Source organism: Streptomyces sp. NPDC001728, from assembly GCF_040297565.1.
Lineage (GTDB): Bacteria > Actinomycetota > Actinomycetes > Streptomycetales > Streptomycetaceae > Streptomyces.
The window spans coordinates 198,096-221,896 of the sequence record NZ_JBEOZK010000001.1; the positions used below are offsets into that span (position 1 = coordinate 198,096).

The window sequence follows — 23,801 nt, forward strand, 5'->3', positions numbered from 1 at the left end:
CATTCTAGGCGCCCTCCCTGGCATGGGGACCCTGGCTCGGGGGTTCCTTCGCCCGGCCCTCCGGCGTCTCCTCCGCCAGGAACGCCGTCACCGCCAGGGCGAAGAGCAGGGCGAGCGCGAGGCCCACGACGACCCAGCCCGTGGGGTGCGGCCAGAACACGCAGGCCGCTGCCGCCGCCGCGACGAGCAGCCAGGTGATCCACCGCCGGTACCGGCGCACGAAGGGGCCCACCGGTCCGGTGCGCAGGCCCGCCCGGTCCGCGGTGCCGCGGGTGGCGGAGATGCCGTCGTCCCAGAGCTTCCGGGTCAGTACGGCGGGGCGGCTCGGGCCGGAGAGCCAGGCCGCGAGGGCGAGCAGGACGCCCAGCGTCGCGTACACCCGTACCGAGGTGCGGAGGTAGCGGATCAGGGTGTCGTAGAGGGAGCCCGCGGCGGCCGGGGAGACGGTGGCCGGGAGGGCGTTCAGATAGACCGTACGGAACACCGTGAGGGCCACCCCGAGGATCACCGCCGCCACCGCCACGCCGAGCGCCGCCGCGACCAGGGTGCGGCGCCGGCCCACCGCGAGCAGCACGCCACCGACGACGAGCAGCACCGCGATCACCGGCAGCCACATGCCCATCTTCTGGAGCAGCCCGAAGGCCGTCTTCACCTTCCCGATGTCCTTGGACTGCACGACGGTGAAGTTGGTGTGGATCTCGGGGATCTTGCCCGCGACCGTGAGGCCGGACTCGACGAGCCGCTGCTTGACCCGGTCGATCACGGGCGCCAGGTCGATGGTGACCGTGTCCGTGCTGATCTTCACGGCCCCGTCGTCGCTGCCGGTCAGGGCGCGGTCGAGGGAGGTGTGGACGGCACGGTTGGCGTCGGTCCAGATCGTCTCGAAGGCCGAGGAGGCGACCACGTCCTGGGCGCGGTCGTGGACGAAGCTGCCGACCGCGCTCTCCAGGGAGCCGCCCAGCTTGCCGAGCGCCTTCTCCACCAGGGGCCGCTGGTCGGGCGCGACGCCCTCCAGGAGGGAGGCCAGGTCGATGTGGTCCATGACGGCGTTCGTCACCCGGTTCGCGACGGCGGCCTGGATGTCCGGGTCCGAGGCGAGCGGGGCGACCGTCTTCACGTACCGGTCGGTGTTCCCGACGATGTCCGAGGTCCAGGAAGCGACGATCCCGAGGGGGATGAGCACGCAGCCGATGACGATCAGCAGGGCGGAGAAGAACGACCGGAGGCGGTGGTGGGGCGGGCGCACCGGGGCGGGCGTCCTCGCCTCCTCCTCAAGGGCGGCCACGCGGGCGCGGAGCCTCGCGAGTTCGTCGGCACCGGCATTGCCGCCGGCGGCACCACCGGCTTCGGCATCATCGGCATCCATGGCGCCCACTCCTCGTCACCGCTTCTCGATACGGGGCAATTCAGCGCAATTCTGTGAGACGGGGGCGGTCCTGTCGCCCTGGGCGGGGCACCAGGGGGACACGAACGCACCGCGCACCCTCCCGCCGTACGCGATCATGCGGGCATGAAGCTGCGCTGCGCCGTCCTCGACGACTACCAGGGGGCCGCCCTGGCCTCCGCCGACTGGAGCCCGCTCGCCGACCGGGTCGACGTACGCGTCCTGCGGGAGCACCTCACCGACCGGGACGCGCTGGCCGAGGCCCTGGCGGACTGCGAGATCCTCGTCGTCATGCGGGAGCGGACCCCCGTCGACGCCGCACTTCTGGCCCGGCTCCCCCGGCTCCGCCTCCTGGTGACCTCCGGGATGCGCAACGCCTCCGTCGACGTGGCCGCCGCACGCGCGCGCGGGATCACCGTCTGCGGCACCGCCAGCGGCTCCGAACCGCCCACCGAACTCACCTGGGCGCTCCTCCTCGGCCTGGCGCGCCACGTACCCGCCGAGGCCCGGTCCCTGCGCGAGGGCGGCCCCTGGCAGTCCACGGTCGGCGCCGACCTGGCCGGCCGGACCCTGGGACTCGTCGGGCTCGGCAAGATCGGCGGCCGGGTGGCCCGGATCGGGCTCGCCTTCGGGATGCACGTGCGCGCGTGGAGCCCGAACCTGACGGAGGAACGGGCGGCCGAACACGGCGTCGGGTACGCGAGGGACCGGCGGGAGCTGCTCGCGGAGAGTGATTTCGTCTCGCTCCACATGGTGCTCTCGGACCGGACGCGCGGGCTGATCGGGGAGCCGGAACTACGGGCGATGCGCCCGCACGCGTACCTCGTCAACACCTCGCGTGCGGGGCTCGTCGACGGCGGGGCGCTGCTGCGGGCGCTGCGCGAGGGGTGGATCGCGGGGGCCGGGCTGGACGTCTTCGAGACCGAACCGCTGCCCCTGGACGACCCCCTGCGGTCCCTGCCGAACGTCCTGGCGCTGCCGCACCTCGGTTATGTGACGGAGGGGAACTACGGCCGGTACTTCGGGCAGGCGGTGGAGGACATCGAGGCGTTCCTCGCGGGGGCTCCGGTACGGGAACTGGGCTGAGCCGCGCTGCCCCCCGTACGGGAGCCGCGCTGCCCCCCCGTACGGGAGCCGCGCCGATCCCCGTACTAGAGCGGGTCTCAGCCCAGGCTCGTGCGGGCCAGTTCCATGAACTCCTGGTCCGTCAGGCCGAGTTCGCGGGCGTCCGCCGCCGCCTCGCGGAGCCGGGAGACCAGGCGGGCGCGGTCGGGGGCGGTGGCGCCGGGGACGATGACGGCGCCCCTGCCCCGGCGGAGTTCGATCAGACCCTCCTCGCGGAGCCGCTGGTAGCCGCGGAGGACGGTGTGGACGTTGACGCCGAGGGAGTCGGCGAGCTCCCGGGCGGCCGGGAGGCGTTCGCCGGGTGCGGCGGAGCCGTCGGCGAGGGCGCCCCGGACACAGGCGGCGATCTGGTCGCCGAGGGGCGCGGCGGAGGCCGGGTCGACACGGAAGAGCACGGTCAGACCTTCCCATGGCGCTCGACGAGCGTGTTGAGGAGGGCGGCGGCGGTGCCCGCGTCGGGCACGGTGACGGCGAACTCGCGCCCGCTGTCCCGCCGTACGACCAGGGTCTCCCCGGTCCGGACGATCACGCCCGTACGGTGGGCCCTGACGCGGTAGCCCCAGCCGCCGAACTCGCCGAGGACGGCGGCCGTGTCGAGTTCTCTGACGCTCGCCCCCGCGATCTCTTCGAGCGGAACCCGGACGCGGGGCCGGGCAGCCAGTGAGGGCCGTACGGTGACGCCCCGGCGGTCGACGGTGACCCGGACCCGGGCGAGGGCGAGCCCCGGCACCCCGATGACGAGGCCGAGCAGTGCGAGCAGCGCGCCGGGCCAGGGGGCGAGGATCAGCCCGACGGGGACGGCGGCGAGGGCGAGGACCCCGAGGACGGTCAGCGGCCCCGAGGCGGCGGCGTGGGACCAGCCGGCGACCTCGCTCGCACCGAGCGGGAGCCGGGGGGCGTCGGGGGCGTCGCGGACGGAGGCCGTCGCGTCCTCGGGGACGAACCGTGTCAGGCCCCATCCGGCGAGCCCGAGCAGCCCGGCGGTCGCCGCGGCGAGGGTGAGGTTCACGAGGGGGGAGGAGACCTGCGACGGGTCGGTGACGTCCAGGTTGTCCCGTAGGAGGAGGACGAGCAGCGCGCCCGCGAAACCGGCCGTTGCCCAGGCGCCCCAGAGGGAGGAGCGGCTGACGAGGGCCGTCCAGCCGGCGCCGAGGGCGACGAGGAGGGCGACGCCCACGACGGCGAAGGCGGTGCGGCCGGTGAAGCCGTCGGGGTGGCCGTCGAGGCCGAAGTGGGTGGCGAGGGTATCGGGGAGCCGGTCGTACCGGAGCACGAGGAGCGGGACGTACACGAGGAGCGTGAGGACGAACGGGAGCGCGGCGAGGGCGCGGAGACGGGGCATGGATCGGTTCATGGAGCCTCCCTTGTTCGCACCAGGATAGAACAAGTTGTTCGCGCTTGGCTAGAACAACTAGATCTCGGGGCTCGGGAACGTCGACGCGGCGGCGGCCGTGAGGGCCGCCGCCGCGAGGGTCGCCGCAGGAAAGGTCGCCGCAGGGAGGAAAGCGCCGCTGGGCGGACGGGCCCGCCGGACGCCAGGTCCCGACGGACGCCAGGTCCCGACGAGCGCCGGGTCCCGACGCGCGGAGCGGCGCCGGGACGTCAGCCCGGCGCTCCGTCCGTGTCAGTCCCGGCCGTCGCCGTCCAGGGCCGCCCGCAGCGCCTCGGCGAACTCCGCCGGGGCGCCCTGCTGGCCGAACTCGCCGCCCAGGAAGCCGCCGTGGTGGCTCGGGAAGACGGCGAGCGGGGTGCCGACGCCCTCGGCGACGGCCGCCGCCGCGCGGGCGGCGAGCTCGCCCTCCGACTCCTTGCCCGCCGCGACGACGATCCGGGTCGGCGCGGCGCGCAGGGCGGTGAAGTCGGGACGGTAGGAGGTGCAGCCCGGCATGTTCTGGCCGAGCAGCGGGTCCCCGCGCGAGCCGTCGTCCTCGACGGGCAGGCCGAAGGTCGCCGGGTCGGGCGCGGGCTCCTCCGCCCAGTTCGCCGGGAACGGGCCCTTCCGGCCCGTCAGCGCCAGGAACTTCGCCATCGCGGGCCCCCAGCCCTCCCGCAGATAGGTCGCGTGGACGTCCGCGCACGCACCGAGGGCCGCCTCGCGGTCCGGCAGGACCTGGGCCGTCGGCGGCTCGTGCGCGACGAGGGTGTGCACGAGGTCGCCGCGGGCGGCGACGAGGGCGAGGGAGTTGACGGCGCCGCCGCTGCTCCCGAAGACGTCGACCGGGCCGACGCCGAGCGCCTCGATCAGCCGGGCCAGGTCGTCGGCGTGCTCCTCGGGAAGCGACGCCGTCGCGCCGTCGGTGCGCTCGCTGCGGCCCACCCCGCGCGGGTCGTACGTGACGACGGTCCGGTCGGTGAAGTGGGAGGCGAGCGTGGTGAAGCCGGTCGCGTCCATGGGGGAACCGATCAGCAGCAGGGGGCGCGCCTCGGTCCCCGTGCCGGGGCGCACGTCGTAGCGCAGGGTCGCGCCGGCGGTGTCCAGCGTCCGGGTGCCGGTCTCGGCCATGGTGATCTCCTCGGTGGTGAGTCAGTCATGGGGGTAGACCGCCGGGGGCGCCGGAACTCATCGCCGGGCGGAGAAATATCCGGGGCGGGGAGGGAAAGCGGTTCGGCCCGCCGCTCGGCGCCGGGGTCGTGGGCGGCCGGGTCCACGACGACCCGGTCCAACAGGCCGCGCGGCAGGACCTGTTGGGCTTCGGTCAGGTCGCCGAACAGTTCGCGCTCCGCCGCGCTCACCGCCGCGTCGACCCGCTCCAGGGCGGTCGCGCCCGCGTCCGTGATCTCCACGATGTGACGGCGCCGGTCGTGGTGCTCACCCCGCTCCCCATGGCCGCGCTGTTCCTGCGCGTCGCCTCCGCCTGAGCGGACACGCCACTCGCGACGAGACGAAACGTCTTGCGAAGGGGTCGCCCCTGGCGTACCGTCGACGACATGAGACGAGACGTCTCGTATTGCTTTGTCGTCGACGCAACGGAGGCCGCCCTTGTTCCGTGTCCAACTCACCGAGGTCAGCAAGCGCTACGACGCCGGAGCCACGCACGACGGAACCGCGCACGACCGAGCCGCGCAGGACCGGACCGTGCTCGACCGGGTCTCCCTCGCGCTTCGGGCCGGTGAGCGGCTCGGGGTCGTCGGGGACAACGGCTCCGGGAAGTCCACCCTCCTCCGGCTCATCGCCGGCCTGGAGACCCCAGACAACGGCACCGTGACCGCCGAGGTCCCCGGCGGGCTCGGTCATCTCGCCCAGACCCTCGACCTGCCGCCCGCCGCCACCGTCGGCGACGCCGTCGACCACGCGCTCGCGGAGGTCAGGGAACTGGAGCGGGCCATCCGCGCCGCGGAGGCCGCGCTCGCCGTGACCGGTGACCTCGCCGGGTACGCAGGACTGCTCGCCGCCCACGAGGCCCGGGGCGGCGCCGGGGCCGACCGGCGGGTCGAGACCACCCTCCGGCGGCTCGGGGAGCCCGGCCCGCTGGACCGCGCCCGGCCGCTCGGGACGCTCTCCGGCGGACAGCGGTCCCGGCTCGCGCTCGCCGCCGTCCTCGCCGCCGAGCCGGAACTGCTGCTGCTCGACGAGCCGACCAACGACCTCGATGACGAGGCCGTGGCCTGGCTGGAGGAGCGACTGCGCGCCCACCGGGGCACGGTCGTCGCCGTCTCCCACGACCGGGTCTTCCTCGACCGGGTCACCACCGACATCCTGGAGGTCGACGAGGACCGGCACACCGTCCGCCGGTACGGCAACGGCTACGCCGGCTACCTCACCGGACGCGCCGCCGAACGGGCCCGCAGACAGCGGGAGTACGAGGAGTGGAAGGACGAACTGGCCCGGCACCGGGCACTCGCCGACACGAACATCGACCGTTTCACCGCGATCCCCCGCAAGGCGCCGGCGGCGTTCAGCGGGGCGGGGGCCTTCCGGGCCAGGTCACGGGCGCACGGCGCCGCGAGCCGGATCCGGGCCGCCCGCGAGCGGCTCGCCCGGCTCGCCGGCCATCCGGTGGCCGCGCCGCCGGAGCCGCTGCGGTTCCGCGCGGAGCTGACCGGCCGGGGCGGGCCCGTCGGCCTCGCCGGGGTGCGGGTGGACGGCCGGCTCCGGCTGGACGCCCTCCACCTCGACGCGGGCGAGCGGCTCCTGGTCACCGGGCCGAACGGCGCGGGGAAGACCACCCTGCTGAGAGTCCTCGCGGGCGAACTCGCCCCCGACGCGGGCACGGTGGACGCACCCGCGCGGGTCGGACTGCTCCGTCAGGAGACGGCCCCACCCGCCGACCCCCGTACGGTGGGCGAGGCCTTCGGAGCCGACCGCACGGACGAACTGCTCGCCCTCGGTCTCTTCTCCGCCGGGGACCTGAAAACCCCGGTACGGCACCTGTCGACAGGACAGCGCCGGAAACTGGAACTGGCACGGCTCGTCACCGAGCCCGCCGATCTGCTCCTCCTCGACGAGCCGACCAACCATCTGGCCCCGGCGCTCGTGGAGGAGATCGAGGCGGCGCTCGCGGAGTACCGGGGCACGCTGGTCGTGGTCTCCCACGACCGCCGGCTCAGGGCGGGCTTCCGGGGCCGCCGCCTGGAACTGGCCCCGGCCGACGCCTTCGTGACGGCCTGGCCGTCACGACACGCCCCGGCCCCCGCCCCCGCCCCGATGAGGACCTAGTCCTCGGAGGAGCCTTCGAGGTCGCCCTCGGTCTCCAGGAACACCTGGCGCAGGGCGGCCAGGGTCTCCGGGTCCGGCTTCTCCCACATGCCGCGCGACTCGGCTTCGAGGAGGCGCTCCGCGATGCCGTGCAGGGCCCAGGGGTTGGCCTCCTTCAGGAAGGCCTGGTTCTCCGGGTCGAGCACGTACTCCTGCGTCAGCTTGTCGTACATCCAGTCGGCCACGACGCCCGTCGTGGCGTCGTACCCGAAGAGGTAGTCGACGGTCGCCGCCAGCTCGAACGCGCCCTTGTAGCCGTGGCGGCGCATCGCCTCGATCCAGCGCGGGTTGACCACGCGGGCGCGGAAGACCCGGGAGGTCTCCTCGACGAGCGTGCGGGTGCGGACGGTCTCGGGGCGGGTCGAGTCGCCGATGTACGCCTCGGGGGCCGTGCCCCTGAGCGCGCGGACGGTCGCGACCATGCCGCCGTGGTACTGGAAGTAGTCGTCGGAGTCGGCGATGTCGTGCTCGCGGGTGTCCGTGTTCTTCGCGGCGACCGCGATCCGCTTGTACGCGGTCTCCATCTCGGCGCGCGCCGGGCGGCCTTCGAGCCCGCGCCCGTACGCGTAACCGCCCCAGACCGTGTACACCTCGGCGAGGTCCGCGTCCGTGCGCCAGTCGCGCGAGTCGATCAGCTGGAGGATGCCCGCGCCGTACGTCCCCGGCCGCGAGCCGAAGATACGGGTGGTGGCGCGCCGTTCGTCGCCGTGCTCCGCGAGGTCGGCCTGCGCGTGCGCCCGGACGTAGTTCTCCTCTGCCGACTCGCCCTCCAGACCCGCGACCAGCCGGACGGCGTCGTCGAGAAGCCCGATGACGTGCGGGAACGCGTCCCGGAAGAAGCCCGAGATGCGCAGGGTGACATCGACGCGCGGACGGCCCAGCTCCGCGAGCGGGATCGGCTCCAGGCCGTTGACGCGGCGGGAGGCCTCGTCCCACAGCGGGCGGACGCCGAGCAGGGCGAGCGCCTCGGCCACGTCGTCGCCGGCGGTCCGCATCGCGCTCGTCCCCCACAGGGAGAGACCGACGGAGGTCGGCCATTCGCCGTTGTCGGTGCGGTAGCGCTCAAGGAGCGAGTCCGCGAGCGCCTGCCCGGTCTCCCAGGCGAGCCGGGAGGGCACGGCCTTCGGGTCGACCGAGTAGAAGTTCCGGCCGGTCGGCAGGACGTTGACCAGACCGCGCAGCGGCGAGCCCGAGGGGCCGGCCGGGACGAAGCCGCCGTTCAGCGCGTGGACGGCGTGGGTGAGTTCGTCGGTGGTGTCGGCCAGGCGCGGCACGACCTGCTCGCAGGCGAACCGCAGTACGGCGTGCACCTCGGAGCCGTACGCGGCGGCCACGGCCGGGATCGCGTCCACGGACCAGTCCGCCGCCTCCATGCCCTCGACCAGCTCGCGGGCCCTGGCCTCCGCCTCGTCGGCGGTGGTGCGGGTCGCGGCCGACTCGTCCAGGCCGAGCGCCTCGCGCAGACCCGGCAGCGCCTGCGTGCCGCCCCAGATCTGGCGGGCGCGCAGGATGGAGAGGACCAGGTTGACCCGGGCCTCGCCCTCCGGGGCGCCGCCGAGGACATGCAGACCGTCGCGGATCTGGGCGTCCTTGACCTCGCACAGCCAGCCGTCGACGTGCAGCAGGAAGTCGTCGAAGCCGTCGTCCTCCGGGCGCTCCTGGAGGCCCAGATCGTGGTCGAGCTTCGCGGCCTGGATCAGCGTCCAGATCTGGGCGCGGATCGCGGGCAGCTTCGCCGGGTCCATGGAGGAGATCTGCGCGTACTCGTCGAGCAGCTGCTCCAGGCGCGCGATGTCGCCGTACGAGTCGGCGCGGGCCATCGGCGGCACCAGGTGGTCGACGAGGGTGGCGTGGACGCGGCGCTTGGCCTGGGTGCCCTCGCCCGGGTCGTTGACCAGGAAGGGGTAGATCAGCGGGATGTCGCCGAGGGCGGCGTCGGGGCCGCAGGCGGCGGACAGACCGGCGTTCTTGCCGGGCAGCCACTCCAGGTTGCCGTGCTTGCCGAGGTGGACCATGGCGTCGGCGCCGAAGCCGCCGTCCTCGGCGCGGGCGGCGATCCAGCGGTAGGCGGCCAGGTAGTGGTGGGACGGCGGGAGATCGGGGTCGTGGTAGATCGCGATCGGGTTCTCGCCGAAGCCGCGCGGCGGCTGGATGAGGATCAGGAGGTTCCCGCGCCGCAGGGCCGCGAGGACGATGTCGCCGTCCGGGTTGCGGGAGCGGTCGAGGAACATCTCGCCGGGCGCCGGGCCCCAGTGCTCCTCGACGTGGGTGCGCAGCTCCTCGGGGAGCGTCGCGTACCAGCGCTTGTAGTCGGCGGCAGGGATGCGGACCGGGTTCTTCGCGAGCTGCTCCTCGGTCAGCCAGTCCTGGTCGTGGCCGCCGGCCTCGATGAGGGCGTAGATCAGCTCGTCGCCGTCGCCGGAGAGCAGACCGGGAAGGTCGGCCTCGGGCCCGAAGTCGTACCCCTCGGCGATCAGCCGGCGCAGCAGGGAGACGGCGGAGGCGGGGGTGTCCAGGCCGACGGCGTTGCCGATGCGGGAGTGCTTCGTCGGGTACGCGGAGAGGACGAGCGCCAGCCGCTTCTCGGCGTTCGGGATGTGGCGGAGGCGGGCGTGCCGGACGGCGATCCCGGCGACGCGGGCGGCGCGCTCGGCGTCGGCGACGTACGCGGGCAGGCCGTCCTCGTCGATCTCCTTGAAGGAGAACGGGACGGTGATGAGCCGGCCGTCGAACTCGGGCACGGCGACCTGGCTCGCGGCGTCCAGCGGGGAGAGGCCCTCGTCGTTCTCCTCCCAGGCGGCGCGCGAACCAGTCAGGCAGAGCGCTTGGAGGATCGGCACGTCGAGCGACGCGAGCGCGCCCGCGTCCCAGGCCTCCTCGCCCGCCCGTCGCCCACCACCGCCCTTGTCCGAGGCGCCTTGCGCCACCCCCATTTCCGCGGCCTGCGCCTCGGCGGGCTTGGTGCCACCCGCCGCGAGCACGGTGGTGACGATGGCGTCGGCGGTACGCAGGCGGTCGAGCAGCTCCGGTTCGGGGGCGCGCAGGGAGGCCACGTACAACGGGAGGGCCCGGGCGCCGGCGTCCTCGACGGCCTCGCAGAGGGCGCCGACGAAGGCGGTGTTCCCGCTCATGTGGTGGGCGCGGTAGTAGAGCACGGCGATCGTCGGACCGTCGGTCGTCCGGGGCGTGCGCTCCAGGGGCCCCCAGGTGGGGGCGGCGGCCGGGGCCTCGAAGCCGTGACCGGTGAGGAGCACCGTGTCGGACAGGAAGCGGGCGAGCTGCTCCAGGTTCGCGGGGCCGCCGTGCGCCAGGTAGGCGTGCGCCTCGGTGGCGACGCCGACGGGGACGGTGGACGCCTCCATCAGCTGGGCGTCGGGGGCCTGTTCGCCGCTGAGGACGACCATCGGCTTTCCGGCGGCGCGGACCGCGTCGAGCCCGTCCTCCCAGGAGCGGAGCCCGCCGAGGAGCCGTACGACGACCAGGTCGGCGCCGTCGAGCAGGGCCGGGAGACCGGCGAGCGGCAGCCGGGAGGGGTTGGCGAAGCGGTACTCGACCGGACCGCCGCCGGAGCCGGCGGTCGCCGCGCGGGCGCTGAGCAGATCGGTGTCGGAGTGCGACAGCAGCAGAAGCATGGCGAGCGCAGGCCTTCCTCGGGGTTGTCCGCGCCCCGGGTGGTCGTATGGATGGCAGGAGTTCCTGACTCACCCGCACCATCGCTGGTACGGGCTCACAGTGGCGGGACCGCGCCGGATTCTCACCGGGCTTCCTCCCCGGGGTCCTGGGACCCCATGCCGATCTGCATCCTAGATCGTGCGGTCTCCGCGCCGGAGGGAGCCGGGGAGTCGGCCGGATCACACTCGGTGGCCGCCCGGTTCCCCGTGGGTATGCTCGCCGCCATGCCGCCCACCCCACCCCCGCCGCCCGAACCGGGCGAAGCTCGCATACGGGACCGTGGCGACGCCTGCCCCGGGGCGCTGCGCCTGCATCCCGCCGATGACGGCCGGCTCGCCCGACTGCGCCTGCCCGGCGGGCGGTTGACCGCACGTCAGGCCGAGGCGCTCGCCCACGCCGCCGAGACGCTCGGTGACGGGCGGATCAGCATCACCTCGCGGGGCAACGCGGAGCTGCGCGGGCTCGACGACGGCTGTGGGGCGGAGCTCGCGGCGCTTCTCGCCGGGGCGGGGCTGCTGCCCTCCCCCACCCATGAACGCGTCCGCAACATCGTGGCCTCCCCGGCCTCCGGACTCGACGGACTCGGTTACGCGGACGTGCAGTTGTGGGCGCGCGCCCTGGACACCGCCCTGTGCGCCGAACCCCGGGCCGCGTCCCTTTCGGGACGGTTCCTGTTCCTCCTCGACGACGGGCGCGGAGACGTCGCCGGGCTCGGCGGCGATGTGAGCTTGGTCGCAGGAGAAGGCGGGACCGTCCTGCTGTGGCTCGGCGCGCAGGTCTTCCGGCTCGCCGCCGACGACGCCGTCCGCGCCGCCCTCACCGCCGCCCTCGCCTTCCTCGACGCCGCCGAGGCCGCCGGGAACGGCGCCTGGCGGCCCCGCGAACTGCCCGAAGGGCACGTACCCGACTGGGCGGGAGCCCTCGCACGGGCCGGGATCCCGGCGGAGCCCGTACCGGTATCGCCGCTTCCCGCGTCCCCGCCCCCCGCACCCGGGCCGCTCGGCGAGCACGCCCTGCACGTCCTCGCCCCGCTCGGCCGGCTGACCGCCGCCCAGCTGCGGGCCCTGCTGCCCGCCGGCGAGGTCCGGCTCACGCCCTGGCGCGGGGCGGTCGTCACCACCGACCCCGCGAGACTCCCCGAGCTGGAGTCGCACGGCCTGATCACCCGCCCCGACGCCCCCGGCGCCGGGGTCACCGCCTGCACCGGACGCCCCGGGTGCGCCAAGTCCCTCGCCGACGTCCGGGCGGACGCCCTCGCCGCGCCCCCCGGGCCGCTGCCCGTGCACTTCTCCGGGTGCGCGCGCCGCTGCGGGCACCCGTACGGCGCCTGGACCGGCGTCCTCGCCACCGGCGACGACACCTATCTGGTGGACGGCGCCCCCACCCCCCGTACCTCCCTGACCGCGGCAGTCGCGGCGGCCCGCGCCCTGCCGACCCACACGAGATGAGCGAGAGCACCAGGATGTTCGACTACGAGAAGGACGGGGCGGAGATCTACCGCCGGTCCTTTGCCACCATCCGCGCCGAGGCGGATCTGGCGGGCCTGCCCGCCGACATCGCCCAGGTGGCGGTCCGGATGATCCACGCCTGCGGCATGACCGACCTCGTGCAGGACATCGCGTACTCCCCCGGGGTGGTCGCGGACGCCCGCGCCGCGCTGCGCGCCGGTGCGCCGATCCTCTGCGACGCGCAGATGGTCGCGAGCGGCGTCACCCGCAAGCGGCTGCCCGCCGACAACGAGGTGATCTGCGCGCTCTCGGACCCGGCCGTGCCCGGCCTGGCCGCCGAACTCGGCACCACCCGCTCCGCCGCCGCCCTCGAACTCTGGCGGGACCGCCTCGAAGGCTCCGTCGTCGCCATCGGCAACGCGCCCACCGCCCTCTTCCACCTCCTGGAGATGGTCGCGAAGGGCGGCCCCCGCCCGGCGGCCGTCCTCGGCATACCGGTCGGCTTCATCGGCGCCGCCGAGTCCAAGGACGCCCTGGCCGCCCAGGAACTCGGCCTCGAATACCTCGTCGTACGGGGCCGGCGCGGCGGCAGCGCGATGACGGCCGCCGCGATCAACGCCATCGCTCACGAAGCGGAGATCCAGGCATGAGCGGGACCGAGGGCATGAGCGGGACCGAGGGCATGAGGGTGAAGGGCGACGGGGGCACGACCGTGACCGGCAAGCTGTACGGCGTCGGGCTCGGGCCCGGCGATCCGGATCTGATGACCGTGGCCGCCGTGAAGGCCATCGCCGCCGCCGACGTCGTCGCCTACCACTCGGCCCGCCACGGCCGTTCCATCGCCCGCTCGATCGCCGCCGAGCACCTCCGCGAGGACCACGTCGAGGAGCGGCTGATGTACCCGCTCACGGTGGAGACCACCGACCACCCCGGCGGCTACCGGGGCGCCCTCGACGACTTCTACGAGGAGGCCGCGGCCCGCCTCGCCGCCCACCTCGACGCGGGCCGCACGGTCGCCGTCCTCGCCGAGGGCGACCCGCTGTTCTACGGCTCGTACCAGCACATGCACAAGCGGCTCGCCGACCGCTACGACACCACCGTCATCCCCGGTGTCACCTCGGTCAGCGCCGCCGCCGCCCGGCTCGGCGAGCCGCTGTGCGAGGCCGAGGAAGTCCTCACGATCATCCCCGGCACCCTGCCCGAGGACGAGCTGACGGCCCGTCTCGCGGGCACCGACTCGGCGGTCGTGATGAAGCTCGGCCGCACCTTCCCCACCGTGCGGCGGGCCCTCGAACGGTCCGGCCGGCTCGACGACGCCCGCTATGTGGAGCGCGCCTTCATGGCGGGCGAGCGCACCGGCGAACTCGCGGCCGTCGACCCCGAGTCCGTCCCCTACTTCTCGGTGGCCGTCCTGCCCTCCCGGATCGACGCCACGCCTCCCGTGCGGGACCGGGGCGAGGTCGTCGTCGTCGGCACCGGCCCTGCCGGGGCACCCTGGCTCACCCCCGAGTCGCGCGGCGCGCTCGTCAACGCCGACGTCCTCGTCGGCTACACCACCTACCTGGACCGGGTGCCGGTGCTGCGCCCCGGGCAGATCCGGCACGGCTCCGACAACAAGGTCGAGTCCGAGCGCGCGGAGTTCGCCCTCGACCTGGCCCGCCGCGGCCGGAAGGTCGCGGTCGTCTCCGGCGGCGACCCGGGTGTCTTCGCGATGGCCACGGCCGTCCTCGAGGTCGCCTGCGAGCCGGAGTACGCGGACGTTCCCGTACGGGTCCTCCCGGGGGTGACCGCCGCCAACGCCGCAGCCGCGGCGGCGGGCGCCCCGCTCGGCCACGACTACGCCACGATCTCCCTCTCCGACCGGCTCAAGCCCTGGGACGTCATCGAGGCCCGGCTGCGCGCCGCCGCCGGCGCCGATCTGGTCCTCGCCCTCTACAACCCGGGCTCCAAGTCCCGTACGCACCAGGTGGCCGCGGCCCGCGACCTCCTCCTGGAACTGCGTCCCCCGGAGACCCCGGTGGTCGTCGCCCGGGACGTCGGCGGCCCCGAGCAGTCCGTACGGGTGGTCACCCTGAAGACCCTGGAGCCGTCCGAGGTCGACATGCGCACGCTGCTGCTCGTCGGCTCCTCGCAGACGCGCGCGGTGGAACGGGCGGACGGCCGCACGATCACCTGGACACCGCGCCGGTACGGGTGACCCGGGCCCAACCCGCCGTCGGCTAGGAGGCGGTGCGGGTGAAGGTGCCCAGGCCCTCCTGGTCCAGGTACTCCACGCGGACCGTCTTCCCGTCCGGGGAGAACGTGACACCGGTCGGGCCGACGGCGTTCTCCCCGCGCGTGGGGAAGCTGAACGTGTCGCCGTCGTAGTGCGTCAGCCGGTACGACTGACGCTCCGTCTCCGGCCCCAGCCGGAGCACCAGACCGCCGTCCTCGCCCTTGGCCACCGCCAGCCGGCCGTAGTAGGCGCTGGTGTACGTGCCCGTGTAGGCGCTGTCGGCCTTCGCGGGCTTGGCGTGGGCGGGCGCCTTCGCGTAGTTCGTGGGCGAGACGCCGGCGTCGGCCTCCTGCTCGTAGAGCGCGTTGACGAGCGGCAGCCAGTCCCGGCTGGGCTTCCCCTCCTGCGCGGTGTCGAAGAAGTCGAGGGCGACGGTGTCCGCGACACCGGCCGGGGCGCCGTTGGTGAGGACGACGATGCCGAGCTGCTCGCCCGGCAGCATCGTGACGTTGGTGTGCGCGCCCTGCGCGAACGCGCCGGTGTGCGAGAGGCGCAGCCGGCCCCGGTCGTCGTACGACACGTTCCAGCCGAGGCCGTAGAAGCCGGTCCGGGCGGCCGGGGCGGGCGCCGGGTTGGCGACGGCCTCGGGGTGGTGGGTGAGGTCCAGGGCGTCCTCGGCGACGATCCGGCGGCCGTCGAGGCTGCCGTCGGCGAGCTGGAGACGCAGCCAGGTCGCCATGTCACGGGCCGAGGAGCTGACACCGCCGGCGGGGGACTGGGCGTCGGGGTCGCGTACGTACAGCGCCTTCCAGGTCCCGTCGGCCTGCTTGACGTGGCCGTGGGCGCGGTCGGGGTTGGAGACGAAGTCCTCGAAGCGGGAGCTGGTGTGGTTCATCCCGGCCGGCTTGTAGAGGGTGTCCTCGGCGAGCTTCGCCCAGGGGACGCCCTTCTCGGCGGCGACGGACTCGGCCGCCGCCGTCAGGCCGAAGTTGGTGTAGGCGTAGCTCGCGCGGAACGGCGCCAGGGGCTCGTACCGCAGGTGGGACAGGATGTAGTCCTGGTCGTAGCCGAGGTCCTCCAGGAGGTCGCCCGCGTGGTCGGGCAGGCCGCTGCGGTGCGAGAACAGGTCGGCGACCGTCACATGGGACGTCACCCACGGGTCCTTGAGCCGGAATTCGGGCAGTGCGGGGTTGACCGGCTTCTGCCAGCCGTCCACGCCGACCGCTCCGGAGACGATGGTGGAGGCGATCGGCTTGGACACGGAGGCCAGTTGGAAGACGGTGTCGGCGTCGATCCGGGCGGACTTGCCGACCTCGCGCACCCCGTAGCCCTTGATGTGGACGACCTTGTCGCGGTAGACGACGGCGACCGAGACCCCGGGGACTCCGGTCCGCTTCATCAGCTCCGCGACACTCCCGTCGAGCCGGCCGACGGCCCGGTCCACGTCGGCCCGGTCGAGGGACGGCGGGGGCTGGGCGGGAGGCGGCTCGGGTGGGGGCGTGGGCGTGGGCGTGGGTCCGGTCGCGGCGAGCGAGCCCACGCCCAGCACGGCCGCTGCCCCCGCGGTGACCAGCCATCGGACGGTAATCACGCTTCCATTGAACGCCCGGGGAGGAGGGTTGTCGCGCGGGGGACCGGGCGCGCTCGGGGCTCATGGCAGGCGCGACCGCACCCAGGCGACGGCCTCCTCCGGGGTCGTCGCCACCGGGACGCCGTCCGGGACCGGGGGGCGGCGGACCACCACGACCGGGATGCGCGCCTCGCGGGCCGCCGTCAGTTTCGGGGCGGTCGCCGCGGCGCCGCTGTCCTTCGTCACCAGTACGTCGATCCGGTGCCGGGCCAGCAGCTCCCGCTCGCCGTCCAGGGTGAACGGGCCCCGGTCGAGCAGCACTTCGGCGCGGGCCGGCATCGGGGCCTCCGGGGCGTCCACCGAGCGGACCAGGAACCGGTGCGGGAGGGCCGCGAAGGCCGCCAGGCCCATCCGGCCCGTCGTCAGGAACACCCGCTCCCCCAGGCCGTCGAGCGCGTCCGCCGCCGCCGCCAGGGACGGCACCGACAGCCAGCGGTCCCCGGCCGCCGGGACCCAGCCGGGACGGCGCAGCGCCAGCAGGGGAACATGGGCGGTGACGGCCGCCCCGGCCGCGTTGAAGCTGATCCGCTCGGCGAAGGGATGCGTGGCATCGATGACCGCGTCCACCGCGTGTGCGCCGATCCACTCGGCGAGCCCCTGGGCCCCGCCGAACCCGCCGATCCGCACCTCGCCCTCGGGGAGCCGGGGGCTCGCCACCCGCCCCGCGAGGGAGCTGGTGGCCCTGACCCCGCCGCCGTGCAGCAGCCCGGCCAGGGCGCGGGCCTCGGTGGTCCCCCCGAGAATGAGTATGTGCACAGGAGCCTCTTCGTGACTTCAGGCGGCGGGCGTGAGGCCCAACTCAAGCACACCGGCCTCAGGCCGGGCTGGACGACGGGCGCCTGCGCGACCGCGGCGACCGCGGCCGCGTACACGGCCCTGCTGACCGGCGAGTTCCCCGACCCGGTGACCGTCACCCTGCCCAAGGGACAGACGCCGTCCTTCGCGCTCACCGCGGAGCGGCTCGCCGGCGGGACGGCCATGGCGGCCGTCACCAAGGACGCGGGCGACGACCCGGACGTCACCCACGGGGCCGTGATCCGCTCGACGGTACGGCTCCTCCCGCCGGGCTCCGGCGTGGTCTTCCGGGCGGGTGAGGGCGTCGGTACGGTCACCCTGCCGGGACTCCCCCTGGAGGTCGGCGAACCGGCGATCAACCCCGTGCCCCGGCAGCTCATGCGCGAGCACGTGGCGGAGGTCGCGGCGCGGCACGGCGGCGCCGGCGACGTCGAGATCACCGTCTCCGTCGACGGCGGCGCCGAGATCGCCCGGTCCACGTGGAACCCCAGGATCGGCATCCTGGGCGGCCTGTCGATCCTCGGCACGACGGGGATCGTCGTCCCCTACTCGTGCTCCGCCTGGATCGACTCGATCCGCCGTGGCGTGGACGTGGCCCGCGCGGGCGGCCTCACCCACGTGGCCGGGTGCACCGGCTCCACCTCGGAGCGGACGGTGGCGACGCTCTACGACCTGCCGGAGATCGCGCTCCTCGACATGGGCGACTTCGCGGGCGCGGTCCTCAAGTACGTACGCCGCCACCCGGTCGACCGGCTCACGGTCTGCGGCGGTTTCGCGAAGCTCTCCAAGCTCGCGGCCGGCCATCTGGACCTGCACTCGGCGCGCTCCCAGGTCGACAGGGCGTTCCTCGCGGACCTGGCCGTCACGGGCGGCGCCTCGGAGTCCCTGGCGGCGGAGATCACCGCGGCGAACACGGGCCTGGCCGCGCTCCGCCTCTGCGAGGCGGCCGGCGTCCCCCTCGGCGACCTGGTCGCCGCACGCGCCCGCGACGAGGCCCTGGCGGTCCTCAGGGGCGCACCGGTGGCGGTGGACGTGATCTGCATCGACCGGGCGGGTGTGGTGGTGGGACGGTCGGAGGTCGCGGGTCCGGGCCCGGGGTCGGGGTCGGGGTCGGGGTCGGGGTCGGGGTCGGCGTAGGCCTCGGGGGCGTAAAGCCGGCGACACATGCCCCCCGCCTGCCCGAGAATCCCCCGATGACCGATTTCTCGCACAAGCCCACACTCACCGGTGACCTCGTGGTGCTCCGGCCCGTCACCGTGGACGACGTGCCCTCGCTGCTGCCCATGTTCGAGGACCCGGAGATCGCGCGTCTCACCGGAAACCACACCGTCTTCGACGTCCCCGCGCTCCGGAAGTGGTACGGGTCCCGGGGCGAGCGGGGCGACCGGCTCGACCTCGCCGTGGTCGAGCGCGCGACCGGCGCCGTGGTCGGTGAGGCGGTGCTCAACGAGTGGGACGAAAGCAACGAGAGCTGTTCGTTCCGGATCTGTTTCACCCCGGCCGGGGTGGGGCGCGGGCTCGGCACGGAGGCGACCCGGCTGATCGTCGGGCACGCCTTCGAGGCCCTGGGGCTCCATCGCGTCTGGCTGGAGGTCTACGCCTTCAACCCGCGCGCCCGCCGCGCCTACGAGAAGGCCGGCTTCACGGCCGAGGGCGTGCTGCGCGGGGCGCTGCTGTGGGAGGGCGAGCGGGTGGACGCGACGGTGATGTCGGTCCTGGCGCCGGAGTGGACGGGCGCCAGGGGGTAGGACGGGGGCAGGGCGAGCACGCGCCGGGCCGGGGCTCGGGCCACCGGGCACCGGCCCCCCACCCTTCAGCCCGCCGGGTAGCCGATCTCCGCGATGTCCTCCGCCAGCTCGGCGAGCTCCGTCTCCGGGTTCAGGGCCGCCACGAGCTCCTCCGTCAGCGGGCGCAGCGCCAGCACGCGCCGGACCGCCTCGATGTCCACCGTGCGCTCGTAGTAGTCCGAGGCCCACTCCGCGTACGCCTCCGCCGTGCGGTTCGTCAGGAGGCGGAGAAGGGTGACCGAGCCGTCCGGGTCCGGGTGGTCCTCCAGGTCCGGGTAGGCGACCTCGCCCGTGTGCCAGGCCGTGTCAGCGGTCTCGCGCCACAGGCAGGCGGTCGTCACGTGCACGTCGTCCTCGTCCATGAACGCGGGCTCCGTCAGGTACTCCCGGAAGGCCTCGGGCACCCCGTCGAGCACCCCCGGCCACGTCTCCCCGTCCGCGAGCGGCCCGTACGGGCTCAGCGGCGACTCGTGGTCGAAGACGCGGGCGTACGCCCCCGCGGGGGAGAGGACGATCGTGTACTCGCCGCCCGAGCCGTCCCGCATGGACGCCAGCTGCTCGTCCTCCGACCACTGGGCGTTGAAGGAGTAGTACCGGCCTTCCCAGGCCGGGCTCAGGATCGCGTCCAGCATCGCGAGCCCCTGGGAGTGGTCGCGCAGTTCCTCGATGCCCGGCAGTGCCCGGGCCACGTCGTAGACAGTCACGTCTCCATGAGACCGCACGGCCCCGGCGGCCGACATGCGGGCCCCCCGCACCGAACCTAGGCTGGCCGGGACACGCCCCCCGAGCGAGAGGGAGTCCCATGGCCAAGCGAGGCAACAAGCGGCGCGCGCGGAAGAAGAAGAACGCCAATCACGGCAAGCGGCCGAACGCCTGACGTCCACGCGGCGGGGCCCCGGGGATCGGACTTCCCGGGGCCCCGCCGCGCGCCGCCCCGGGGGCGGCTCAGCAGGTGTGCCGGTCCCTGGCCGGGCCGGCTCAGCAGGTGTGGCGGTCCCTGGCCGGGCCGGCTCAGCAGGTGTGGCGGTCCCTGGCCGGGTCGTACAGGTGGCTGTCGCGGAACTCCGAGGCCGCGAGCGTGCGGCCCACCAGGATCACCGCCGTCTTCGTGATGCCCGCCGCCTTCGTCTGCGCGGCGATGTCGTCGAGCGTCCCCCGCAGGACGACCTCGTCGGGGCGGCTGGCCATCGCGACCACCGCGGCGGGGCAGTCGGTGCCGTAGTGGGGGACGAGTTCGGCCACGACCCGGTCGACATAGCGAGCGGCGAGGTGGAGGACGAGCAGCGCCCCGCTGCGGCCGAGGGTCGCCAGGTCCTCGCCCTCGGGCATCGGGGTGGCCCGCTGTGCGATCCGGGTGAGGACGACCGTCTGGCCGACCGTGGGGACGGTCAGCTCCCGCTTGAGCGCGGCGGCGGCGGCGGCGAAGGCCGGGACGCCGGGCACGACCTCGTACGGGATGCCCGCCGCGTCCAGCCGCCGCATCTGCTCGGCCATCGCGCTGAAGACGGACGGGTCGCCGGAGTGCAGCCGCGCCACGTCCTGTCCGGCCTCGTGGGCCGCGGCGATCTCGGCGACGATCTGGTCGAGGTCCATCCGGGCGGTGTCGACGCGCTTGGTGTCCGGCGGGCACTCGGCGAGCAGCTCGGTGGGGACGAGGGAGCCGGCGTAGAGGCAGACCCCGCACTTCGCGAGGGTCCTCGCGCCGCGCACCGTGATGAGGTCGGCGGCGCCGGGGCCCGCGCCGATGAAGTAGACGGTCATTCCTCTGTACAACCCTTCGTTACGGACCACTGGGTGACGGGCATGGCCTGGCGCCAGCCGGTGAAGCCGCCGACGGGGACGGCGGTGGCGACGGCGAGCCGGACGAGTTCGCCGCCGTGGCGGCGGTAGCGGTCGGCGAGCAGCGCCTCGGATTCCAGCGTCACGGTGTTGGCGACGAGCCGGCCGCCGGGCGGCAGGGCCTCCCAGCAGGTGTCGAGGAGGCCGGGGGCGGTGAGGCCGCCGCCGATGAAGACCGCGTCGGGGGTGGGCAGGGCGGCGAGGCCCTCGGGCGCGGGGGCGGTCACGACGCGCAGGGCGGGTACGCCGAGGGCGTCGGCGTTGCGGGCGATGCGGGCGGCCCGCTCGGGGGACTTCTCGACGGTGACCGCCCGGCAGGTGCGGTGGGTCCGCATCCATTCGATGCCGATGGAGCCGGAGCCGCCGCCGATGTCCCAGAGGAGTTCGCCGGGCGCGGGGGCGAGCGCGGCGAGGGTGGCGGCGCGCACGTACCGCTTGGTGAGCTGCCCGTCGTGCTCGTACGCCTCATCGGGGAGTCCGGGGGCGGCGCCGAGCCGGAGCGTGTCCGGGTCGCGTACGCAGTCGAGGGCGAGGACGTTGAGGGGGTCGGTCCGCTCGTGCGGCCAGTGGGCGGCGGTCCCGTCGAGGAGGCGCTCGGCGGGGCCGCCGAGCTGTTCGAGGACGCGGAGGCGGGTGCCGCCCCAGCCGGTGTCCCGGAGCAGCGCCGCGACCCGGGCGGGGGTGTCGGCGCCCTCGCTGAGGACGAGGAGGCGGCGGCCGTCATGGAGGGCGGCGGAGAGCGCGGCGAGCGGGCGGGCGACGAGGGAGACGGTCTCGACGGCTTCCAGGGGCCAGCCGAGGCGGGCGCAGGCGTAGGAGACGGAGGAGGGGTGCGGGTGGACGCGGAGGCGGTCGGCGCCCGCGACGTCGGCGAGGGTGCGGGCGATGCCGTGGAAGCTGGGGTCGCCGCTGGCGAGGACGGCGAGGGCGCGGCCCTCGTGGGCGGCGAGCAGGCCGGGGACGGCGGGGCGGAGCGGCGAGGGCCAGGTGATCCGTTCGCCGGGGCAGTCGCCGGCCGGGAGGAGGGCGAGCTGGCGGGGGGCGCCGAGCAGGACCTCGGCGGTGCGCAGGGGGCGGCGGGAGCTCTCGGGGAGTCCGTCCCAGCCGTCCGCGCCGATTCCGACGACCGCTATCGCACCGTTCACGACCGGGACTCTACGTGAGGGGCACGGGCCCCTACCGCCGGGTCACTTCTGGGCGTTCTGCCCGACGTGGAAGAGCAGCCAGACGAAGCCCGCGAAGGCGTGGGTGGCGAAGACGTACACGAAGACGCGGAGCATCACGCCCCGCTCCTTCCAGCGTTCGTTGTCGTACGTCTTCTCCTCGGCCACGCGCTCCAGGGTACGGGCCGGAATAGACGGCGGGGTGGCACCGTTGGACGTGATAGTTTAAGCTTCAACCAATACATCAGGAACCGCGAGAGGTGAGCACGATGCAGTTCGGGATCTTCACCGTCGGCGACGTGACGGCCGACCCCACCACCGGCCGCACCCCCACCGAGCACGAGCGCATCAAGAACACCGTCGCCATCGCGCTCAAGGCCGAGGAGGTCGGGCTCGACGTCTTCGCGACCGGCGAGCACCACAACCCGCCGTTCGTCCCGTCCTCCCCCACCACCCTCCTCGGGCACATCGCCGCCCGCACCGAGAACCTGATCCTGTCCACCTCCACGACCCTGATCACCACCAACGACCCGGTGAAGATCGCCGAGGACTACGCGACCCTCCAGCACCTCGCCGACGGCCGCGTGGACCTGATGATGGGCCGCGGCAACACCGGCCCCGTCTACCCGTGGTTCGGCCAGGACATCCGCCAGGGCATCCCGCTCGCCATCGAGCACTACGCGCTCCTCCACAAGCTGTGGAGGGAGGACGTGGTCGACTGGGAGGGCAAGTTCCGCAGCGCCCTCCAGGGCTTCACGTCCACCCCGCGCCCGCTCGACGGCGTCCCGCCGTTCGTCTGGCACGGCTCCATCCGCTCCCCCGAGATCGCCGAGCAGGCCGCGTACTACGGCGACGGCTTCTTCGCGAACCACATCTTCTGGCCCAAGCAGCACACCGAGAAGATGGTCAGGCTCTACCGCCAGCGCTACGCCCACTACGGGCACGGCACCCCCGAGCAGGCGATCGTCGGCCTCGGCGGCCAGGTGTTCATGCGCAAGAACTCGCAGGACGCGGTACGGGACTTCCGTCCGTACTTCGACAACGCGCCGGTCTACGGCCACGGCCCCTCCCTGGAGGAGTTCAGCCGCGAGACCCCGCTGACCGTCGGCTCGCCGCAGGAGGTCATCGAGCGCACCCTGTCCTTCCGCGACTACGTGGGCGACTACCAGCGCCAGCTGTTCCTGGTCGACCACGCCGGGCTGCCCCTCAAGACGGTCCTGGAGCAGCTCGACCTGCTCGGCGAGGAGGTCGTCCCGGTGCTCCGCAAGGAGTTCGCGAGCCTGCGCCCGGCCGGCGTGCCGGACTCCGCCCCGCTGCACCCCGCCGTTCAGAAGAAGCAGGAGGTCTGAGGTCATGCAGACGTTGAAGCTGGTCGCCGTGTCCGCCGGACTCAGCGCCCCGTCCTCCACCCGGCTGCTCGCCGACCGGCTCCTCCAGGCCGCGCGGTACCGGCTGGCCGAGCAGGAGTACGCCGTCGACGTCCAGGTCGTCGAACTGCGCGACCTGGCCGTGGACATCGCGAAGAACCTCGTCACCGGCTTCCCCTCGGAGAGGCTCCAGGAGGCGATCGACACGGTGACGGGCGCGGACGGCGTCATCGCCGTCACCCCCGTCTTCACGGCCTCGTACAGCGGCCTGTTCAAGTCGTTCTTCGACCTGATCGACCCGGCCGCTCTGACCGGCACCCCGGTGCTGATCGGGGCGACCGGCGGCACCGCCCGGCACTCCCTGGTCCTCGACCACGCGCTGCGACCGCTCTTCGCCTATCTGCGGGCCCTCGTCGTCCCGACCGCCGTCTACGCGGCCTCGGAGGACTGGGGTTCGGGCGGGGGCGAGGCCTCCCCGACGGGATGGGGGGAGGGCCTGCCCAGCCGGATCACCCGCGCGGGCAACGAGTTCGCGGACACGGTCGCGGCGCGCCCCGCCCGCCGGGAGGACGAGGACGAGATCGTCCCGTTCGAGAAGCAGTTGGCCGACCTCCGCCTCGATTGATCGGTTTGTTACGTTGTGGGGGAGGCCCTTCCCGGGGTTCCCGACAGCGAAACGG

The 23,801-nt window shown here is 74.2% G+C and carries 22 protein-coding genes and 1 riboswitch; of the genes, 11 read left to right on the forward strand and 11 right to left on the reverse strand.

Annotated elements, in window-relative coordinates; all coding sequences use genetic code 11:
* Positions 1-4: 4 nt before the first annotated feature.
* Positions 5-1,366: a hypothetical protein gene (locus ABT154_RS00925; protein WP_351851168.1), complete on the reverse strand. Its 1,362-nt coding sequence runs from the start codon at positions 1,364-1,366 to the stop codon at positions 5-7.
* A gap of 144 nt (positions 1,367-1,510) precedes the next feature.
* Between ABT154_RS00925 and ABT154_RS00930 the strand changes: the two genes are divergently transcribed.
* Positions 1,511-2,470: a D-2-hydroxyacid dehydrogenase family protein gene (locus ABT154_RS00930; RefSeq protein WP_351851171.1), complete on the forward strand. Its 960-nt coding sequence runs from the start codon at positions 1,511-1,513 to the stop codon at positions 2,468-2,470.
* A gap of 77 nt (positions 2,471-2,547) precedes the next feature.
* Here ABT154_RS00930 and ABT154_RS00935 read toward each other — a convergent pair whose 3' ends face one another.
* The 3 genes from ABT154_RS00935 to ABT154_RS00945 form a co-directional block, all read right to left on the reverse strand.
* Positions 2,548-2,904: a GntR family transcriptional regulator gene (locus tag ABT154_RS00935; RefSeq protein WP_351851174.1), complete on the reverse strand. Its 357-nt coding sequence runs from the start codon at positions 2,902-2,904 to the stop codon at positions 2,548-2,550.
* A gap of 2 nt (positions 2,905-2,906) precedes the next feature.
* Positions 2,907-3,863, reverse strand: coding sequence for a DUF1648 domain-containing protein (locus tag ABT154_RS00940; protein ID WP_351851176.1), 957 nt, complete (start codon positions 3,861-3,863; stop codon positions 2,907-2,909).
* Positions 3,864-4,133: 270 nt separating this feature from the next.
* Positions 4,134-5,012: an alpha/beta fold hydrolase gene (locus ABT154_RS00945; protein ID WP_351851178.1), complete on the reverse strand. Its 879-nt coding sequence runs from the start codon at positions 5,010-5,012 to the stop codon at positions 4,134-4,136.
* Positions 5,013-5,140: 128 nt separating this feature from the next.
* Between ABT154_RS00945 and ABT154_RS00950 the strand changes: the two genes are divergently transcribed.
* The gene (locus ABT154_RS00950) at positions 5,141-5,368 is read left to right on the forward strand and encodes a hypothetical protein (protein ID WP_351851181.1); all 228 of its coding nucleotides are present in this window, start codon (positions 5,141-5,143) and stop codon (positions 5,366-5,368) included.
* Positions 5,369-5,489: 121 nt separating this feature from the next.
* Positions 5,490-7,166 (forward strand): ribosomal protection-like ABC-F family protein, encoded by a 1,677-nt coding sequence (gene abc-f / locus ABT154_RS00955; RefSeq protein ID WP_351851183.1) that lies wholly within the window; start codon positions 5,490-5,492, stop codon positions 7,164-7,166.
* Here the strand turns inward: abc-f and cobN are convergent.
* Positions 7,163-10,837 carry a cobaltochelatase subunit CobN gene (cobN, locus tag ABT154_RS00960; protein ID WP_351851186.1) on the reverse strand — a complete coding sequence of 1,225 codons (3,675 nt, stop codon included), beginning with the start codon at positions 10,835-10,837 and terminating at the stop codon, positions 7,163-7,165. The genes abc-f and cobN overlap by 4 nt on opposite strands.
* Before the next feature lie 38 nt (positions 10,838-10,875).
* A riboswitch (cobalamin riboswitch) is annotated at positions 10,876-11,005 on the reverse strand.
* A gap of 84 nt (positions 11,006-11,089) precedes the next feature.
* Between cobN and ABT154_RS00965 the strand changes: the two genes are divergently transcribed.
* Genes ABT154_RS00965 through ABT154_RS00975 form a run of 3 tightly spaced genes read left to right on the forward strand, consistent with a single transcriptional unit; the run spans position 11,090 to position 14,522 of the window.
* A complete protein-coding gene (locus tag ABT154_RS00965; RefSeq protein ID WP_502969414.1) occupies positions 11,090-12,325 on the forward strand; it encodes a ferredoxin-like domain-containing protein in 1,236 nt (411 codons plus the stop codon).
* Entirely contained in the window at positions 12,322-12,975 is a 654-nt protein-coding gene (locus tag ABT154_RS00970; RefSeq protein ID WP_351851191.1) for a precorrin-8X methylmutase, read from the forward strand. Before ABT154_RS00965 ends, ABT154_RS00970 begins: the two co-directional genes overlap by 4 nt.
* 32 nt (positions 12,976-13,007) lie before the next feature.
* Entirely contained in the window at positions 13,008-14,522 is a 1,515-nt protein-coding gene (locus ABT154_RS00975; protein WP_351851999.1) for a precorrin-2 C(20)-methyltransferase, read from the forward strand.
* Between the two features lie 22 nt (positions 14,523-14,544).
* Here ABT154_RS00975 and ABT154_RS00980 read toward each other — a convergent pair whose 3' ends face one another.
* Together ABT154_RS00980 and ABT154_RS00985 are read right to left on the reverse strand one after the other, a co-directional pair.
* On the reverse strand, positions 14,545-16,131 hold the full coding sequence (locus ABT154_RS00980; RefSeq protein WP_351851194.1) for a serine hydrolase: 1,587 nt from the start codon (positions 16,129-16,131) through the stop codon (positions 14,545-14,547).
* Positions 16,132-16,191: 60 nt separating this feature from the next.
* Positions 16,192-16,926 (reverse strand): cobalt-precorrin-6A reductase, encoded by a 735-nt coding sequence (locus ABT154_RS00985; RefSeq protein WP_351851196.1) that lies wholly within the window; start codon positions 16,924-16,926, stop codon positions 16,192-16,194.
* Between the two features lie 12 nt (positions 16,927-16,938).
* On the opposite strand from ABT154_RS00985, the gene ABT154_RS00990 reads away from it, so the two are divergent.
* Entirely contained in the window at positions 16,939-18,102 is a 1,164-nt protein-coding gene (locus ABT154_RS00990; RefSeq protein ID WP_351851198.1) for a cobalt-precorrin-5B (C(1))-methyltransferase, read from the forward strand.
* 56 nt (positions 18,103-18,158) lie between these two features.
* Entirely contained in the window at positions 18,159-18,713 is a 555-nt protein-coding gene (locus tag ABT154_RS00995) for a GNAT family N-acetyltransferase (protein WP_351851201.1), read from the forward strand.
* A 65-nt stretch (positions 18,714-18,778) separates the two neighbouring features.
* On the opposite strand, the gene ABT154_RS01000 is transcribed toward ABT154_RS00995, so the two are convergent.
* On the reverse strand, positions 18,779-19,492 hold the full coding sequence (locus ABT154_RS01000; RefSeq protein WP_351851204.1) for a hypothetical protein: 714 nt from the start codon (positions 19,490-19,492) through the stop codon (positions 18,779-18,781).
* A gap of 62 nt (positions 19,493-19,554) precedes the next feature.
* On the opposite strand from ABT154_RS01000, the gene ABT154_RS33875 reads away from it, so the two are divergent.
* Positions 19,555-19,629: a 50S ribosomal protein bL37 gene (locus tag ABT154_RS33875; RefSeq protein ID WP_015034725.1), complete on the forward strand. Its 75-nt coding sequence runs from the start codon at positions 19,555-19,557 to the stop codon at positions 19,627-19,629.
* A 134-nt stretch (positions 19,630-19,763) separates the two neighbouring features.
* Here ABT154_RS33875 and cobM read toward each other — a convergent pair whose 3' ends face one another.
* The 3 genes from cobM to ABT154_RS01015 are packed head-to-tail and all read right to left on the reverse strand — an operon-like array spanning position 19,764 to position 21,922.
* Positions 19,764-20,513: a precorrin-4 C(11)-methyltransferase gene (gene cobM / locus ABT154_RS01005; protein ID WP_351851206.1), complete on the reverse strand. Its 750-nt coding sequence runs from the start codon at positions 20,511-20,513 to the stop codon at positions 19,764-19,766.
* Positions 20,510-21,736, reverse strand: a complete 1,227-nt coding sequence (gene cbiE, locus ABT154_RS01010) for a precorrin-6y C5,15-methyltransferase (decarboxylating) subunit CbiE (RefSeq protein ID WP_351851208.1) — start codon at positions 21,734-21,736, stop codon at positions 20,510-20,512. The genes cobM and cbiE overlap by 4 nt, the downstream gene beginning before the upstream one ends.
* 42 nt (positions 21,737-21,778) lie before the next feature.
* Positions 21,779-21,922 carry a DUF6126 family protein gene (locus ABT154_RS01015; protein ID WP_332435349.1) on the reverse strand — a complete coding sequence of 48 codons (144 nt, stop codon included), beginning with the start codon at positions 21,920-21,922 and terminating at the stop codon, positions 21,779-21,781.
* Between the two features lie 101 nt (positions 21,923-22,023).
* Between ABT154_RS01015 and ABT154_RS01020 the strand changes: the two genes are divergently transcribed.
* Together ABT154_RS01020 and ABT154_RS01025 are read left to right on the forward strand one after the other, a co-directional pair.
* A complete protein-coding gene (locus ABT154_RS01020; protein ID WP_351852002.1) occupies positions 22,024-23,103 on the forward strand; it encodes an LLM class flavin-dependent oxidoreductase in 1,080 nt (359 codons plus the stop codon).
* A gap of 4 nt (positions 23,104-23,107) precedes the next feature.
* Entirely contained in the window at positions 23,108-23,746 is a 639-nt protein-coding gene (locus ABT154_RS01025) for an FMN reductase (protein WP_351851211.1), read from the forward strand.
* The last annotated feature ends 55 nt before the right edge of the window (positions 23,747-23,801 follow it).

Excerpts from the sequence above, each read along its gene's own strand:
- ABT154_RS00925 (WP_351851168.1), bottom strand. The coding sequence starts at position 1,366 with ATGGATGCCGATGATGCCGAAGCCGGTGGTGCCGCCGGCGGCAATGCC.
- ABT154_RS00930 (WP_351851171.1), top strand. The coding sequence starts at position 1,511 with ATGAAGCTGCGCTGCGCCGTCCTCGACGACTACCAGGGGGCCGCCCTG.
- ABT154_RS00940 (WP_351851176.1), bottom strand. The coding sequence starts at position 3,863 with ATGAACCGATCCATGCCCCGTCTCCGCGCCCTCGCCGCGCTCCCGTTC.
- ABT154_RS00945 (WP_351851178.1), bottom strand. The coding sequence starts at position 5,012 with ATGGCCGAGACCGGCACCCGGACGCTGGACACCGCCGGCGCGACCCTG.
- cobN (WP_351851186.1), bottom strand. The coding sequence starts at position 10,837 with ATGCTTCTGCTGCTGTCGCACTCCGACACCGATCTGCTCAGCGCCCGC.
- ABT154_RS00965 (WP_502969414.1), top strand. The coding sequence starts at position 11,090 with ATGCTCGCCGCCATGCCGCCCACCCCACCCCCGCCGCCCGAACCGGGC.
- ABT154_RS00970 (WP_351851191.1), top strand. The coding sequence starts at position 12,322 with ATGAGCGAGAGCACCAGGATGTTCGACTACGAGAAGGACGGGGCGGAG.
- ABT154_RS00975 (WP_351851999.1), top strand. The coding sequence starts at position 13,008 with ATGAGGGTGAAGGGCGACGGGGGCACGACCGTGACCGGCAAGCTGTAC.
- ABT154_RS00995 (WP_351851201.1), top strand. The coding sequence starts at position 18,159 with ATGACCGATTTCTCGCACAAGCCCACACTCACCGGTGACCTCGTGGTG.
- ABT154_RS01000 (WP_351851204.1), bottom strand. The coding sequence starts at position 19,492 with ATGTCGGCCGCCGGGGCCGTGCGGTCTCATGGAGACGTGACTGTCTAC.
- cobM (WP_351851206.1), bottom strand. The coding sequence starts at position 20,513 with ATGACCGTCTACTTCATCGGCGCGGGCCCCGGCGCCGCCGACCTCATC.
- ABT154_RS01020 (WP_351852002.1), top strand. The coding sequence starts at position 22,024 with ATGCAGTTCGGGATCTTCACCGTCGGCGACGTGACGGCCGACCCCACC.
- ABT154_RS01025 (WP_351851211.1), top strand. The coding sequence starts at position 23,108 with ATGCAGACGTTGAAGCTGGTCGCCGTGTCCGCCGGACTCAGCGCCCCG.